The following is a 15,694-nucleotide window of genomic DNA, read 5'->3' on the forward strand; positions in this document are numbered from 1 at the left end:
CTCAGCCACAAGCGGTCATCGAATTGCGAACTCGAAAGCCGACGTTCGAGGCTTGCAGCACAGCACAGAATGCTTCCTCCCACTCGGATACGGCAAAAAACTGAGCACTAGGGCGAAGCTCGTTGAGTCGGATATTTCTCCCATCCTGCATCTTTGATATTGAGAAACTGCGCGATAGAAACGCGAAGTTCATTAACTCTCGACTCTTGTTCGCCACGCGAAAGTGCAAATTCCTGTGCAGACATATAAGTCGTCTGAACCTCGATTGTGTCCCAAGAGTTTTCAACTCCGAGTTCCAGCGTTATGCCCTGTATGGTCCAACGCGATCGAATCCAGCGTACCGCATCGATATCGATCAGCTTCGCGTGTACTCGGACATCTACGATCCATCGCTCGATGCGCATTGACCGTGGATGGCTTGTGAACACACATACTTCACTTGAAAGCAGTCCCAGCAGCCAAACCACGCTACATATTGCGGCAGCAACAATGGTCGCCGTGAGGCCAAGAAGATGACCTTTTCGGAGCGCGAAAATCACCAGGAAACAAACCATTAACACGACAACCACAAACAACGTTTTTCCCGATGCGCGCGGGATCGTTAGCGTCTTGTCTTTAGTATCGTCATCGTCCATGGTCGTCGCCCCCGTTGGTAAAATTCACTGCTCTTTCGGCTTGATATCTGGACGATATTAACATTCTCTCTTTAGCCCTATTGCATAGGCTTTCAAAGCGACGCCATGAACTGCGTGGATCCACGGCTCATATGGCCATCAAGGGCAGCTGGCAAACGACGTGAGAGTCCGTTCCGGAGGCGTCACGAGTCAAAACGCATAGGACAGCATGCGACCAGGAATCGCCGTTCGACAATATGTCGATTCTCATCGACAATCGAGGCGAGGCTTAGCCCAACCACCTATCGACAACCAAGAAAGCTTCTAGACCTTATGCGGCCGGGAACGAAACAACTGTTAGCTTTCGCGCTGATTTCGGCGACGCTTATTGGTGTGAAGTTTGGAATCTACACGCGTAGCCATGTTGTTAATGTACTCTTGCTCTTCTCTTGCCTTGCCGCCTACACATTTATCGCTCTTTGTGCCTTCGCGCTCAAACCGCCGTTACTTGGCGCGGCTTTGGGAACCCTGCTGTCGCTCCCTATCGCTGCATCAATTCTGGCATCGCCTCTAATACTGCTCGCTGGTATTTGGGCACTCAACGATTTCGCTGCCGGGCCAGATGCGGCAATCCCAATGGCAAACGGCCTGCTCTGCGTCGAGTATTCTTCGGGCACAGCAGTTACCGAAGCAACGCAGACTTTCGAACTCAATCGACCAGTTTTAGGTCTGTTTTGGGTTCGCCTTGCGATAGAAAGTGGTCCGATTCTAGAGGGCTATCCCTTCCAAGAAGGCTGTGCTTCGGTTTACGAAAAGTGGCGGTCAAGCGTCAAATCGAGCATGTAAAATCAGTCGAAACTGCTCCAGATTAATTTCATGGTATTGCGGCGTATCGTAGGGCCGCTTTAGCGAACGACCAACGTCTGTTCAGGGCGGCGGATTCAACCGGTCGCCGTTCAGACTTCACCGACTTGTCCAGGTCCATCCGGACCTCACGGGCTTTGCCGCGTGCGGCTAGCGTAGAGTTGTCCAAACCATATTATCGAAAACTCGATGGCCTTGCGTGGCGAGTCGTTTAGTCCGGCGATGCAATGACCGAGTCTACGCCTGCGCGCAGGAGGGAACCGTCGCCCTCCCCTTAGGGAAAAACGACGGGAACTACATAGTCAAGATTTCAGATGTTTTCGAACCGCCGCAGCAAGGTGATCGAATGCCGCGTTGATACGCAGACGTTCCTCGCCTTCCGGGTAGGGCTTCCATTCGGTGCCGGAGATCGGGTCGACGTAGTAACTGTTGTCCGCGTACGTAGACAAGTAGTCGTTGCGTCGTCCCTGGTCCGCCAGCCTATCCTCGATCCACGACTGAAAAGCTCGTGCAGCCATCTCTTCGACGATCGAGTAATACTCCTTGCCTTTTCCATCGAGCTTCACCACTTCAGCTTTGAACGATGACATCGTCGGACCGCTGCGGACCTCTACCTCGCCGCCCATGGGGGCGCCCCCGTAGTAGGCAATTGCGATACGGCGCCAGGAAAGGCCATCTCTTTCGCGCACTCCCGCGCGAGCCACTCGGGCGAACGCCTGCGCAGCTTAATCGAAACTGGTATCGCGCGCAGGCGTTGCAGCACGGCGTACCTGTCGAGCGCGTGGTTGCGATCCGGAATCGCCGACGCCCATCCCGTGGAGCTCGATGTGCGAATTTCCATAACGACCGCCGCGCCGCGCGTTAAGCTTTGCTTGTCTGCGCTGCTCATCAAATTTCGCGTAGACTCGACTCACAACGTTTCACTTGAGGTTTCAGTTTGAGTATCAAAGCAGATACGCGCCGCCGGGTTCTGCGTCGCTATAGCCACGTAATCAGTGAGCTTCGCCTTGGGCGCCTCGCACGCGAACAAGCCCGTACGCTCGCTCACCTGTCTCCGTCGGATCTTGAAGCCGCTGTTCGCGGTGGTCACGCTGTGGTCTTGAGCTACACCGACCAGGAGTGCGGCTACCTGGGCTTGTATGTCCCGCCCCGCGACAAGATCATCGTTTGTGCGGTCACGCTGGACCCCACCGCTTTCGAAGACGATCAGCCTGTCATCGCCGAGTTGCTTGAGACCGACGAGTTTGAACACAAAGGCGGCGCAATCGATATCGAGGTGCAACGACGCATCGTCGGCCGACAGTTGGATCCCGTTGGTATGCGGGCGTGGGAAGCGCGCCATCTCGACGCAAGCTACAAGTGGCCACGGCCACGCGTGCTCATCTATTTCGAAGAACGCGGCAAAACGTACACGCGTTACGCCCGCCGGCCACCTGTATGCCGGGAGTGGCTCGCGACATACGACCTTGAGAACATGCTTGGACACCCAGGTGTCTGGGACTGGTTTGGGAAAGTTCTTGTTAACGCGCACATTGACCCAGAGTCGATCGTCAGTCTTCGCGTAGTGGACGAAAAGAAAGTACGGCTCGACATTAATGCGCCGAGCCAGCCCTGTCCTGGCTGCAAATACACTGGCTTCGCGTCGGATCGTGACGTCGATGAGGAAGAGGAGCTCGCCGATGATGACACCGACGCCGAGAGCGGCGCGGGGCGAATTTTCGGCTGGCTCTCTGGAATGCTGAAAGGCCGCGAGGCAATGGTGAGGAAATCCGGGAGCGCAGGTGAGACTTTGCAGGAGCATGACTGACCTTCGCACATTCTCGTGACAAACTATGCGCGCCCCCGTAGCAAGGCCCGCATGGTGCATTTCGAGCCGCCGCCGGCCTGTCAAACGGGCGCAACCCAAGCACCACCGAAATATCGCCTATAGAGCATGTGCTCTGACCACTTCTTCGAAGCCGAACTGAAGGCTAGCTCGCCCGGGGTCTACCCGATAAAGGCCTCATCGGCGCGCGCTCATCCACGGGACCTGCTCACGCACTGGGTCCCTCCCGGTATGCGCGTCCAGGTTCACTACCGCTCCCTTCCGGGTGGTCTGGGTTACTTTTGCGATGACGCGGAGCAACGCGGCATCGCGCGGACCGAGCCCAGTTTTATTGATGAGAGCCCGTGTTGGATCAACGAAGCGGCCTTTGACGCCTTCGACGAAGCGCTACTTGAAGGCGAAGATCCGATCGAGTTCAACGGAAGCCCGCTTGCCGATTTGCGAACCTGAGAACGCCACTTGCATCCCCTTGACCCAACGTTATAGTCAAGGCACTTAAACACACATGAGGAACCTCAAAATGAAACAGATCAAGATTGCACTTATCGCGGCCGCTCTCGCCCTGCCGCTCGCCAACGCTCACGCGGCAGGCTGTCTTAAAGGCGCGGCTGCCGGTGCAGTTGTCGGCCACGTTGCCGGCCACCACGCTGTTCTTGGCGCCGTAGCGGGCTGCGCGATCGGCCATCACATGGCCAAGAAAGAGCGTGAACAACGCCTGGCAGCAGCACGTGCTGACGGTTACCACCAGGCCTACTGATCACCATCCGGGTCGCCCGACGGCGGGCACCTGACTCTGGGCCCGCCGCACAGTTGTCTCCCCTGTACCCAATCACTGCGATTTCTCCAAGCCATCCACGACGCTCATGCCGGGTGGTGTGGCAGGGGCGAGCCCTTGTGCTGCTCCCGGTGCCGATCAATCAAGCGGTGCAAATGGCTACCCGCTGCCTCAACCGCCGCTCCTACGGCGAACTACGCGTCCCAGTTCCTCGACCTGTCAGGCACATACGACTTCCTCAGGCAGCACCTCTGCCTCGCCAGTGAGGAGTCGCCCAAGTGATAGTGGCGCTGGCACGTATTCGAGCGATAGCCGGCCGCGTGGCTTGCGCCCCACCCGACGACCAGCCGATGGTCAGCGAATCACAAGGGGCAATCCCCGACGTAAGTCCGTCCCGAAGACGCGAAATCGGAAGGTTTTTGCCACCGCTTCGATGGAACAAGCGCTGAGCTAAAAAATGACAGCGCAGATTGCGCCAATGTCACCGGAGCCGCACCTGCTGCGGCAAGTTGAAGACTCTTCGCGTTCTTTCTGGTCGTGTGGTAGCGCCGGACGCCACGCAAGCGCCGAACAACGAGTCTGAGGAAGGAACACTCATTTGACGGTTCCGGCTCATTCGCGCGAGCACGATGTGGCGAGCCCTCATATCTCGAAAATCCAATCACCGAGCCTGTTTTTCGCCGTCTTACTCGTGCACGGCTACTCTACACTTCACCCGCAACAACCCTTCGGCCGCGAACTCGCGCCTTCGGCGGCGGGTTGAGATTGATTTGGCCGTGGAGCGGAGCGCTCTTTGGGGCGATTTGCATCTCATTTTTCGCCTGTATCTTGATCTATACGTAGACGTTGCAGAGAAGCCGGGAGAAAACACCGTCGAGTCAAACGACAAAACGGAACTCAAAGGTCCTCTGCAGGTTACCGTCACGTAATCCTATTAACAGGTGGCAGTAGGAAAACTGCCAGACAGAGCAAACTTAAGGAATTGGAAATGGCCAAGGCAATCAAATCAGTAGTCCTCATCGGTGCTTCGATGGCTTTTGCGATTTGCGCGCAGGCAGCGAACGCCAGCCCGATTGAAGTGTACGGCGGCGTCGGGACGGACGGCATTGGCCTGGGTGCAGGCTACGGCATCTCGAGCCACTTCGGCGCCCGTGCGGAAGTTGACGGCTTTCACCTCGCACACAACTTCTCGGCAGGCGACCTGCACTATGACGCGAGCCTTACCCTGATTCACGGAGGCCTTTTTGCTGACTTCTTCCCGGCGCCTTCGGTCTTCCCCGTACGACTGACCGCGGGCGTCCTGGTGGGCGGCGATAATCTTTCGGGCGACGCAACCAGTACCAGCGGCACCTATTCGTTCAACGGGACGACCGTCGATACGAATGGCGAGTCGGTACACGCGAAGCTCAAATACCCGACGCTGCGCCCCTATCTCGGTATCGGTTTCGGCCACAACCCGAACAAGCGCGGCCTGTCGATGGCATTCGACGCTGGCGTCGCGTATGGCAAGCCCAAGGTTAGCTTTGACGTGCCGGCCGATATTGTGTCGGCCGCTGGCCAGGAGAACGTGAACGCTGAGGAATCTCAACTGCAGTCGAAGGCCAACAAGCTGCGCTTCTACCCGATCGTCAAGGTCTCAGTAACTTACCGCTTTTGAGTAGGCTTCCACACCGGTATCGCATTTAGAAACATGTAGCCTGTGGCCCGTAGCCCTTGTGGTTTCGGGCCTTTTTTACTTTTCCTTTCCTGCGCAACTTAGGGGGCATTCGCAACCGCACTGCACACTATCTCCAAGCGCCCGTCTTTATTGCTCGACCGGCAATCATCGATCGGCGCCTTCCGTGCAGTCCCGGCTCGCCTCTACGAGGCAGCGTCGATGTGCGGCTTGAAAGATTTGCCCTCGAGCAGGTCTTCGCAGCACCAAAAACAATGGCAACGTCGCGGCGCGCCAACGTGCCGTCCCCCCAGCGCTCGTTTGCACTTAGTTCCGCTCCTGATACATTCATACAGTAAAGCAAATGCAGCAGAGTCCTAATGTCACGTCTCGCGCTCTCGTACACGCGTAGTCTCCGCGGCCGCAATTTCGTGGTCGGGGAAATTCATGTGCCAATTCGGTCGCCTCGATGCGCCTTGCGCAAGACACAGGCGTCTGCTTTCAGGGCTGCATTTGACTTCCGCTCATCGAACTCTCCCGCGCCGCTGACACGAAGCCTCGTGAGGCGGCCATCGCTCAACTACATATCCATCGAACTATGAACGCACGCCAACTCACCGCCCTCTGGCAACACCACACGGTTTCGCACAACGTGCAGCTGCAGGCTGCGCCTAGCATCGCCACGCTCTTCGGAATGGATGAAGTAGAAATCGACTACGCCCGAGGCCGGCTTGTGCTACCCGACGCAGGCACTGTTGAAGTCGCCGACCTTGATAAATAAGCAGGTCAGATCGACTGGGTCGCGTTAGTCGACAAGGATGAGTGCATGTGGGTGGTGCTGGGGACCGGCTCCCCCTTCGACTCGAAGGAGAACCTGCCGACCGTCGACGGTGTTGTGATGGCGATGCCAGCAGAGGTGCGCCGACGCATGCCCGGCACGCTGCCCGGCATCCCGGTTTTCCTCCCCAACGCAGCCTGATCCGGAGCGCGCGTGACGCCCTTCCCTTGCTCAGCCGGCCCGCCTGAAGATATGGTCCTGGCCCGATACAAGGACCGTATCGTGCGGGTGCTCGGTGTAACGCCGGGGAAGAGACTCAAGATCCAGTGGCTGACGGAAGACGGTGAGATACGCGAAAGCGCCGTGAAACCCCATAACCTACGTCAGATGCAGCCTCAACTCTTCTAACGGCCCTCCATCACAGTCTAATATTTCCGTTGCCACCGGGATGGCGCTTGCCGACGCCAGAAGTCATCAGGAGCTACGGTCTGTCGCTGCGGGGACGTACATCGCAACAGATCTCAATGGCTCTGAGGGAACCACCGGTGCTGGCTTCGGGCTTGGAATGGATCGCCGAGCCGTCGTGGGCACCGTATCGACCGAGTCGAATCTCATCTCGCTCGTTCGAACTAACACGCAGACGCTCACCGTGAAGGGCGGCTTCACCGATCGCGTCGGCGATCCACTATTCATCGTAACGATGAAGGATGGCACCCAGTTTTTATGTCCCGCCACGGAAAAGAATTGCCGGAGATTATCGAGGTAGCGGATTAACCGAGAGCCAGGAAAAAGCCTCTATCTGGGTCGCCTTTCATCGTCAACCTTGCTTGCGCACCTGTTAATCTTTTTCGGCTGCAGCTAAGTCAGCAACACATCGAACCATACACGCATAGATCAACCGGACGTGCATTTTCACGGCGTTGGCCGCGGTCGGGGCGGCTATGACGGTCATGGCCGCACGCCCATGCTTCACCGTCTTCGCCGCAGCAGGTAGTTGTTGAGTTTCTGGCCAGGGAGACGGGTATCGAGGCGAGATTACTGACCGCCACCAACGCGGTAGCACAGCCGGAAGTGAGCCATGCTGGGGACGGCGCAGTCGTTCTCGTTTTCGCGCCACAGCACGACACTGCCGATCGGATCCGTCGCATCACGCCCGTTCATTCGAGCGCCGGAATGCAATCGCGGGTGAACAACGTGGACTGCTCAACGGATGACTTCTAAGCCTCACCCAAACCCGCCGGAGCTTTCGTTTCGTGCGTGCATTCTGTCTTCTGTCCTTCGGTCCTTCGGTCCTTCGGTCCTTCGGTCCTTCGGTCCTTCGGTCCTTCGGTCCTATCGCATCGCTGGTCGCTCAGACGGCCCCACCTATGTTGAATCAACTTGACGTCGTCCCGGACGACATGCCAGAACCTGACGCACGCAGCATCCTGGGCGGCAACTTCGCGTACGCGATCTCGCTTGGTGCCGAGTATTGCAGTCGCTGCGCGCGGGAGGCAAGGGCCGCGAACAATGATGAGCACCACGCAGCCTACAGAACAGCGGTGCGTGTCGCACGCCTCATTCAATGGATAGACGACCATGACCGCCCGGAGCGAACCCTATACAACGGGGACGGCACCCTGACCGTCTCATCGGTGTCGGTCGACGAGATCGGCCGCACGTCGATAGAGCGTAGCGTCATTAGCGCAACGATGAGCGCCGCCCGTGACCTGCTGGGTTACTGACCTCCTTCGGTCGACGGCTGGCTGCCTCATGTCCTCTACCTCGCCTGCGGGGTCCCCAAATTGCTGCCCAAGCCGTGGGCGTTGCGCCCGTTCAAGATTCGGAGATCATCGTGCCGCGGCACGTTCGAGCGCCGCAACGACAGGCGTATTCGCCGCGTGCGGTTTCGTAGTCGCCGGCATCCACCACAAGCCCGTAGTCGAGGAATAGCTCTTCACCACGCATCACGTCGCGAGCGGCCTCGATATACACCCGTCCGTCCATCTCGAAGGCCCTGCAATTCGGCTCGCAAGCGTGGTTCAACCAGCGCGCGCTATTGCCGCCCTGGGCACCGTCGATAACCCGGCCATCCGCCAGCCCAAAAAAGAACGTATGGCCGGACAATCCGGTCGTGCCGTGGGCCGCGACCGCGTTTCGCCAGCCCATCCGCTTTCCTTTGTACTCGACGAGAAGCTCGCCCTCACGTAGCGTACGCAACGCAAACACCCCGCGGCCGTGCACCGGCGACCTTCGTACCGCAAATCGCTTCATGCTGATCCCTCTCTGTTCGGTCGCGCGCGAGCGATGCGCAACGATCACAATAGCGCGTTGCGATCGCGCGCGGCAAGATCGGCGAACGCCTCGTCGAGCAGCTCGTGTTACTGGTCCCAAGGCTCATTTTCGAGTCAAGGTTTCTCGGCAATCCACCTGCATCAACGGGTTTTTCAGCACGTTCAGTGCGCGCCGGGAAAACGCCACCAGTTCAGCCTCTGACCACGCCGAATCATTCAGGAAAACGAGTAGCCAGCCTTGGAGATCGCGGCAAACGTAGTGAACCACGCCGGCGTCTCGGAGGCGTGGGCGATGTCGCGCACAAGGCTGGTATCGAGTACGACAATGCACTGCTCGTCAGGAATGATCTTTCGCATCAGATGGTTCATCGGCATCTCTCAGAGTGATAACTTGTGGTTCATGGATTTGCGCAGCCCAGACGTCCGCTTCGCTTAGAGCGTAATAAAAGTGACACCGTTACGACGATAATGGTGTCATCACGCATGGGCCAATCGACATGGTGCCAACCTAATGGCGCAGAGGAGCGGCCGCGGCAAACACCGCCACCTGCTGCGAACTTCCGGTCTCGACCCGAAAGGGACGCTCAGTGCGTCACCGGGCCACGGCCGCTTAGTGTTCAAATACAGACGTCGGTGAAACGCCGCACGCGGCGGCTGGGGGATGTCTTCGACAGGAGCGGTCGCGAAGTCCTGGGAGATGGTCCTTCCGTTGATCCAGCGACGACGGACACGATGACTCTTACGGGCTCGAACCCGCAGCGGCCATTGACCGCGCCGCCGCCCCGCGTTTGTCAGTTGTCTGCGATGCTGATCACGACTTTCCCGAACGGGCCACGCGCAAGATGTTCAAATGCCTGTATGGCCTCATCGAAGCGATAGACGCGATCGATGACAGGCTTGATTTTGTGCGTATTGAGAAACACGTTCATGCGCTCAAACGAAGTGCGCGGCGCGACCGCGATCCCACGAATTGTTGTTTGCCGGAAGATCAGAGGCATCAGATCGAGAGCGGTCGTCTGTCCAGTCAGGAAACCAACCTGCGCTATCACGCCTTGCACCTTGGTGGCCGCAACGGACTGGTTGATTCCTTCGCCACCCGCGACGTCAATCGTCACGTCGGCCCCCAAGCCGCCGGTTAGTTCGAGTACCTTCGCCGACCAGTCCGGATGCGTCCGGTAGTTGATCCCATCGACCTTGTCGCTATTGAGTAGCGCCTTCACCTTCGCCAGATTTTCGTCCTTGCTCGACGTGACGATCACGCGTGCGCCATGTGCAATGGCGATCTGCGCGGCGAAAATCGAGACGCCTCCGGTGCCCTGAACGAGTACAGTTTGTCCTGATTCGAGGTGACCAACTTCGGTTAGTGCATACCAGGCGGTCAACGCGGCGATCGGCAGGGTGGATGCTTCCACGTCGCTCATCGATGCGGGCGCGGGCACCGCGCTGTCTTCGTGGATGATCATGAATTCGGCGAGTCCACCGGGCAACGGCATCCCGAGACAATACGCCGGTTCGTCGGGGCCGGGCGCACCATCGATCCAGTGCGAGTAAAGCGTCGAGTTCACGCGGTCGCCGATTTTGAAGCGAGTTGCACCGTCGCCGATGGCGACTACCATACCGGCCGCGTCCGACACGGGAATCAGCGGCTTGGGTACGCTCGTGGGCTCATAGATACCATCAACGATGGCCTTGTCACGGAAGTTCAGTGATACCGCGCCGACTTTCACGAGAAGTTCGCCCGGCTGTGGAGTGGGCGTTTCCACTTCGCCAACGCGTAGGTTAAGGAGACCAAAATCGTTCAGAAGCCATGCTTTCATTTCACACCTCATGTTCGCAGCAACGGCGGATGCCATCGTGCTGATCAGTGTAATTTCGGCGGTGTGGGTTAGTTAGAGGGTAAAATTCCACACATTCCATCCGCTGATTCCAGAATTAATCATGGACGATCGTTTTGCTGGCATCCGCGAGTTTGTTGCAGCTCTCGATCACGGTAGCTTTACCGCTGCTGGCGAGACGCTAGGCCTTACCGGGTCTGCGATCGGCAAAAGCATCTCTCGGCTGGAATCGCGTCTGGGCGTGCAACTGCTGCATCGGACGACGCGCCGCATCGACCTCACGACCGCGGGCGAGACGTTCTTGCTCACGTGCCGACGCATTCTCGAGGATCTGGACCAGACAGAAGCCCTTCTGTCGACGGGCCACGAGCAACCGATCGGCCGCCTACGCGTCGATCTTCCGACGACCTTTGGCCGCCGCCACATCGTGCCTGCACTGCTGGATTTGACGCGGCGATTTCCGCGTCTTGATCTTGCCGTTACCTTGCAGGATCGGGCGGTGGACCTTGTGGGCGAGGGAGTTGATCTGGCGGTGCGTATCGGTACGCTCGATGAATTTCCGGATCTCATTGCCCGTAAGCTGGGCGAGCAGAAGCTCGTTATTTGCGGCGCGCCCGATTACCTAGCACGACGCGGCGAACCGGTGCGGCGCGACGATCTGTTCGCACACGATTGCTTGATCGGATGGCGCAGAAGCGCACGGTTCGGCTGGTTGTTGCCCGATGTGGGGAGCAACGGTGGAGTTGCTTACGTTGATGTGCGAGCGCGCCACGAACTAACGGATGGCGACGCCTTACTGAACGCCTGTTTATCGGGTTGCGGCCTTGCCCAGCTTCCCGGATGGTTGGCGCGAGATGCCCTGCGCTCGGGCGCGCTGCGAGAGGTGCTACCGAGCCTGTCGACGACGATATCGATTCATGCGATCTGGCAAAAGACGCGACACGTTCAGCCGAAAGTCAAAGTGGCTGTTGATGAATTGACGCGACTCGCAGCGTTCGAAACGTCGGTGTTCCAACCGTGATAGCGAGAGCACTATCGCTTGGGGCATCGGCCAGCTAGATTGCCGTGTCAAAGGCGAATGTCCGTTCGTGGACTTATGTTGCCCTCTGGATGTCTGACGAGAGCGCACCGCTAATGTAGCATGGTGGCCGAGTGCAGAACAGGGAGGTCGCCTACCGGGGTCTCGGTGGCGAGTCGGCCGTGAGCTTCCGTAGACGACCCGAAGCGGCCCTTTGGCAACGCGAACTCCGAACGACTGCTTCTGGCTTTCATCGCTCGCTCAAATTTGGCGGCCGACACAACCTGCGTACCCTTGTGATGGGCTGGGACGGCTAGCTACCTCATCGAGCACGGATTGATCCGACGTGATGGCAAAGTCACGCTGGCGTTGTTGTGCGATCCCTGAAACGCTGCGCCGGCGCGGTACCGACTGCGCGATTGCTGAATCTGGCTGCAGTAAATCAGGCGTCGCCGGCGCAGCCGAAAATGACGATGAACGGTAGCGACGCTAAAGGAAGGGTGACGCCCGGCTCGCAAATCTGGGCAGCGACGAACGCCGCGCGGCAGGTACTAACGTCGATACCATGGGCAGTGAGGTCGTCTGTGCGGTGGGTCCAGATGGCAGCATGCGGTTGTCGCACGCCGTTCTCCGTGGCACGATGCTATCCAGTTCACCGCAAAGGGACACTGGAAAGCATGCTGTCTTGCCGATTGAAGTGGTACGCCGTCGCGACGTCGCGCATTCTACGCAAGCATTGGCAGGCGCTGGTTTTGTCGATCCTTCTGTTATTGCCGGCTATCCCGGTGTTCGCGCAGTCGCAGATTCTGGGTGCGCCGGTACTAGCGGTGCTGGCGCCTGAGCATCGCATGGAATGGCGCTTCGCCTGGGTGCATCTGCTCGAAGCCGTGGGCGTGTTGTGGGTCTGGGCGCAGCGCGGCGCCATAGCCGGCGGACCGTTCGCGGGCTTCCTGAAATCGTTGCCAGTGTCCAACGGCCGGCGCCGTTTCGCGGATGCCGTCGTCATACTCGTCGCGAGCACGCCTTTGCTGCTGCCCATGTTGGCTGCCACCGTCGCGCTAGCGTTTCTACCGCACAAGGCTGCCAACTATCTGTTCGTCCTTGATCTCTTCCTCATCACGCTCGGCTGGCAGTTGACGGCGTTCTCGCGCGACGTGCCGAACGCCGTGGCGTTGATTGTTGCCAATGGATTTCTTGTCGGCGGTTTGGGAGCCGAGACCGTTTTGCGTTCCTGGTTGCTGTTTGCGCCGTTGCTGCTAGCGTTCTTCGCCATCACCTACACCGGGCCCTCGTCGGTGATAAAGATCCAAACTTCGGGCTGCTTTCCGCGTCGTCTGGTTACGTCCGTCCGCTACAGCGCGGGGCGGGTGCTTTCGCCCACAGTGAGTCTGCAAATCGGTATCCTGCGCGATCGGAAAACGAGCACGGCGGGGCGTTGCGCGATGATGTGCGCCGTCGTCGGTTGTTCGGGCGCACTGCTCGAAATCTGGGATTTCGACACGCGCGCTGTGCCTCTTGCACTGATTGCGCAAGCCGCGATTGCCTTCATCGCTTCGACCGCTTACCACGATTTGCGCGCCGCGCATCGCCGTGCGTCGCCTTTCATGCAGTCGCTGCCGATCTCGGCGTTCGCCAAAATGCGCGTGGACTGCCTGACCATCGCGGCGCTCGCGCTCCCGTTTGCGTCAATCGTGCCACTGATGCTGGCGATTCGCGGAGCGTTGCCGTGGCGCACAGCCCCGGCACTCCTAGGCTCTGGAGTACCGCTCTTGGCATTGCTGTATCTGCCGCAGCGCTACGCGCCCGGCCAATCCCCGTTGTTCGGCACGATCGTGTCCGTGCTATGGGTCGGCGCCGCGTGGCAATACTTTGTTTGATTGCCTCCTCATGCTCCGATTCGAAAACCTCAGCAAGTGCTACGACGGCCGCATCATCTTCGAAGCACTGCATTACACGTCAGGTGCCGGTTGCGTCGCTCTATGCGATGAAAACGGCCGTGGCAAATCAACCTTGCTCGGCATGCTCGCGGGTGCCATCGACTCAGACTCGGGCCAGATTTGGATAGACGGCCATTCGTTGCGGTCCGCGCCACTCAAGGCGAAGTCCGCGCTTGCTTACGTCCCCGACGACTGCATGGCGTACCCGTTTCAGTCCGGGCGCGCCTTCCTTGAACTCGTGGCGTCGGTGAAGAAAGCCCGAGTCGATCACCGGACGCTCGATCTCGCGGACCGGTTCGGTTTGATTTCGCATCTAGAGAAGCGCTTCGATGAAATGTCGCTTGGTACGCGCAAAAAGTTCTTCCTGACGGCAATTATGCTCGGCGAGCCTGCGGTCGTTATTGCTGATGAACCAGGTAACGGACTCGATGCCGCCGGACGCGAAGTGCTCATTGATCTGTTCAAAATGCTGGCCATGAAGCGCACGGTGTTCTTCTCGAGTCACGATGCCGCACTCGTGCGCGCTTGTGAGGCGGAAACGGTTTGCTTTGCCGATTTGGGTGGAGTGGACGCTCATTGACGGCTCGCCTTCGCAAGCGTGATGCTTCGGGAGCCGCATTAAATTTTCAGCGGAAGAGTGACTGCCAGCGTTGCAACGAGTGGGCGCCGATCTTCACCGAATTTCAGTAGCCGGCCGATCACAGCCGTTCAATGCTGCACGCGAGCAATGGCCGTTAGCAGAGTAGTGCAGCCGTTACAACGGCAGTTTCGTTTGCTCGCTGAACGTCCGGTTGTGGCCGAACTGCGTCCCATGACCGAACGCGCCGCTCGTCACCGACCCGCGCTCGCATGCAACTGACATAACCCGACCCAAAAGGGACATTCGCACTTTCCGAAAGCAGCCATCGGAACAGGGCCAATACAGCGTTAAAACGGTTTCATCAATTCGCCAAAGCAAACCAATATGAGTGGTTTCAGTCACCCTTAAGGTCGCTCTTCCACGGGGCTAGTGCCTCTTTCCCGTAATGTTCCAGTTTCACGAGCGCAGGTCTGCATGGGCGTGATTTCCCTTTCAACCGCGTGCAGGTCAAATAACTGAACAATCTGCCTGTCTGAACTTCCATGTTCCGGGCCCATACGAAGCAGGCGTCCCTCCTCTCGAGAAACAAACAATGCGTCGCCCGACGGAACTGGCATTACAGAGCTCAATGGCGCGGGAAAATCGGGAATCTGCCTTAGTGTGCCACGTGGCAACAGCTTCTTCACATCATATTCTGACATCGTAGAACCCAGTACGTAGACAAGCCCGACAACGGTACCGGATCCTTCAAAACCAAAAATGATGATCTTTTCGGGTGACCATCGTCCCGCGATTTTGCAGTTTGCGTGCAGCCCATTCGACATCAGGTTGATATAGCCGTCCCCGCACCCCACGAGGTTTGGTGACCAGTTCTCACCAAGGGTCTTCGACATGACATGTTTCGCCTCCTCGAGCGGCCGTCCGAGCACGTCATCTGGCATCGGACAACTCTGCGCAGAAGCGTATTGCATGCCGCACGCGAGCAAAATAGGAACAAGCAGAAAACGCATCTTCATACAGGATAGATTTTTGTTGGATGAAAGTGCCGGTCAGACGGCCAATGCACGCAGCACCTGAGCGACTCCGACATGTACTGCTCACGCAGCAAGACCGTTTTGGGGTTCCGAGCTCCCGGGCGAAATCGTTAATTGACGTTTCGCACCATCTTCGTGCTGTGTAACGACAATTGGACTGAAGGCTTTAGGCATACATTACCTACAGTAATACACGCGATTGTTGACGATCTTGCGCTCGCTGACGAACGTCCCAAACTGCCGTGCTCTACGGCCGCTCCAAAGGCCCGTTTTCACCGCTCGGCGAACGTTGTGGCCGCACTGTGTCCCACGGTCGAGCGCGCCGATCGCCTCGGCGGCGCAATTCATGCAATCGGCATAACCCGACCCGAATCAGCCCTAGGCCTCAACCCGACCTGTTTGGCCGCTTTCAAGATACAACGGCCGTTCGAGTCGCGGTGAACGGAGGCAAGTTCGAAGAGAGGCGACCACCTGGCGAACAGACCCTGGCGAGTTCGCGGTTTGCGA

The 15,694-nt window shown here is 58.4% G+C and carries 17 protein-coding genes; 11 read left to right on the top strand and 6 right to left on the bottom strand.

The genetic code is table 11. The features are described from left to right. Positions 1–107 precede the first annotated feature (107 nt). The gene (locus U5A67_RS29335; protein ID WP_321817048.1) at positions 108–635 is read right to left on the bottom strand and encodes a hypothetical protein; all 528 of its coding nucleotides are present in this window, start codon (positions 633–635) and stop codon (positions 108–110) included. A gap of 312 nt (positions 636–947) precedes the next feature. Between U5A67_RS29335 and U5A67_RS29340 the strand changes: the two genes are divergently transcribed. Continuing rightward, positions 948–1,460 (top strand): hypothetical protein, encoded by a 513-nt coding sequence (locus U5A67_RS29340; RefSeq protein WP_321817049.1) that lies wholly within the window; start codon positions 948–950, stop codon positions 1,458–1,460. Positions 1,461–1,780: 320 nt separating this feature from the next. On the opposite strand, the gene U5A67_RS29345 is transcribed toward U5A67_RS29340, so the two are convergent. Then, positions 1,781–2,104 carry an LPD1 domain-containing protein gene (locus tag U5A67_RS29345; RefSeq protein ID WP_321817050.1) on the bottom strand — a complete coding sequence of 108 codons (324 nt, stop codon included), beginning with the start codon at positions 2,102–2,104 and terminating at the stop codon, positions 1,781–1,783. Between the two features lie 473 nt (positions 2,105–2,577). Between U5A67_RS29345 and U5A67_RS29350 the strand changes: the two genes are divergently transcribed. The 7 genes from U5A67_RS29350 (at position 2,578) to U5A67_RS29380 (ending at position 8,234) form a co-directional block, all read left to right on the top strand. Further along, positions 2,578–3,285 carry a hypothetical protein gene (locus U5A67_RS29350; RefSeq protein WP_321817051.1) on the top strand — a complete coding sequence of 236 codons (708 nt, stop codon included), beginning with the start codon at positions 2,578–2,580 and terminating at the stop codon, positions 3,283–3,285. Between the two features lie 249 nt (positions 3,286–3,534). Next, positions 3,535–3,753 (top strand): hypothetical protein, encoded by a 219-nt coding sequence (locus U5A67_RS29355; RefSeq protein ID WP_321817052.1) that lies wholly within the window; start codon positions 3,535–3,537, stop codon positions 3,751–3,753. A gap of 70 nt (positions 3,754–3,823) precedes the next feature. Then, the gene (locus tag U5A67_RS29360; protein WP_321817053.1) at positions 3,824–4,060 is read left to right on the top strand and encodes a hypothetical protein; all 237 of its coding nucleotides are present in this window, start codon (positions 3,824–3,826) and stop codon (positions 4,058–4,060) included. Positions 4,061–5,066: 1,006 nt separating this feature from the next. Next, positions 5,067–5,735 carry a hypothetical protein gene (locus U5A67_RS29365; RefSeq protein WP_321817054.1) on the top strand — a complete coding sequence of 223 codons (669 nt, stop codon included), beginning with the start codon at positions 5,067–5,069 and terminating at the stop codon, positions 5,733–5,735. Positions 5,736–6,330: 595 nt separating this feature from the next. Next, a complete protein-coding gene (locus U5A67_RS29370) occupies positions 6,331–6,513 on the top strand; it encodes a hypothetical protein (protein WP_321817055.1) in 183 nt (60 codons plus the stop codon). A 45-nt stretch (positions 6,514–6,558) separates the two neighbouring features. Beyond that, positions 6,559–6,711: a hypothetical protein gene (locus tag U5A67_RS29375; protein ID WP_321817056.1), complete on the top strand. Its 153-nt coding sequence runs from the start codon at positions 6,559–6,561 to the stop codon at positions 6,709–6,711. Between the two features lie 1,166 nt (positions 6,712–7,877). After that, positions 7,878–8,234, top strand: a complete 357-nt coding sequence (locus U5A67_RS29380; protein ID WP_321817057.1) for a hypothetical protein — start codon at positions 7,878–7,880, stop codon at positions 8,232–8,234. Between the two features lie 91 nt (positions 8,235–8,325). Here U5A67_RS29380 and U5A67_RS29385 read toward each other — a convergent pair whose 3' ends face one another. From U5A67_RS29385 to U5A67_RS29395, 3 genes are all read right to left on the bottom strand, one after another. Beyond that, positions 8,326–8,763 (bottom strand): SET domain-containing protein, encoded by a 438-nt coding sequence (locus U5A67_RS29385; RefSeq protein ID WP_321817058.1) that lies wholly within the window; start codon positions 8,761–8,763, stop codon positions 8,326–8,328. A 236-nt stretch (positions 8,764–8,999) separates the two neighbouring features. Next, positions 9,000–9,152, bottom strand: a complete 153-nt coding sequence (locus U5A67_RS29390) for a hypothetical protein (protein ID WP_321817059.1) — start codon at positions 9,150–9,152, stop codon at positions 9,000–9,002. Between the two features lie 422 nt (positions 9,153–9,574). Beyond that, positions 9,575–10,600: an NAD(P)-dependent alcohol dehydrogenase gene (locus tag U5A67_RS29395; RefSeq protein WP_321817060.1), complete on the bottom strand. Its 1,026-nt coding sequence runs from the start codon at positions 10,598–10,600 to the stop codon at positions 9,575–9,577. A gap of 121 nt (positions 10,601–10,721) precedes the next feature. Here U5A67_RS29395 and U5A67_RS29400 point away from each other — a divergent pair, with 121 nt between their 5' ends. From U5A67_RS29400 to U5A67_RS29410, 3 genes are all read left to right on the top strand, one after another. Beyond that, positions 10,722–11,639, top strand: a complete 918-nt coding sequence (locus tag U5A67_RS29400) for a LysR substrate-binding domain-containing protein (RefSeq protein ID WP_321817061.1) — start codon at positions 10,722–10,724, stop codon at positions 11,637–11,639. A gap of 674 nt (positions 11,640–12,313) precedes the next feature. Continuing rightward, the gene (locus tag U5A67_RS29405) at positions 12,314–13,513 is read left to right on the top strand and encodes a DUF6136 family protein (protein WP_321959770.1); all 1,200 of its coding nucleotides are present in this window, start codon (positions 12,314–12,316) and stop codon (positions 13,511–13,513) included. 10 nt (positions 13,514–13,523) lie between these two features. Beyond that, positions 13,524–14,153, top strand: coding sequence for an ABC transporter ATP-binding protein (locus U5A67_RS29410; protein WP_321817063.1), 630 nt, complete (start codon positions 13,524–13,526; stop codon positions 14,151–14,153). Between the two features lie 404 nt (positions 14,154–14,557). Here U5A67_RS29410 and U5A67_RS29415 read toward each other — a convergent pair whose 3' ends face one another. Further along, positions 14,558–15,046, bottom strand: a complete 489-nt coding sequence (locus U5A67_RS29415; protein WP_321817064.1) for a hypothetical protein — start codon at positions 15,044–15,046, stop codon at positions 14,558–14,560. Positions 15,047–15,694 lie beyond the last annotated feature (648 nt).

Origin of the sequence: Paraburkholderia sp. J69-1, from assembly GCF_905220255.1 — a bacterium.
GTDB lineage: Bacteria > Pseudomonadota > Gammaproteobacteria > Burkholderiales > Burkholderiaceae > Paraburkholderia.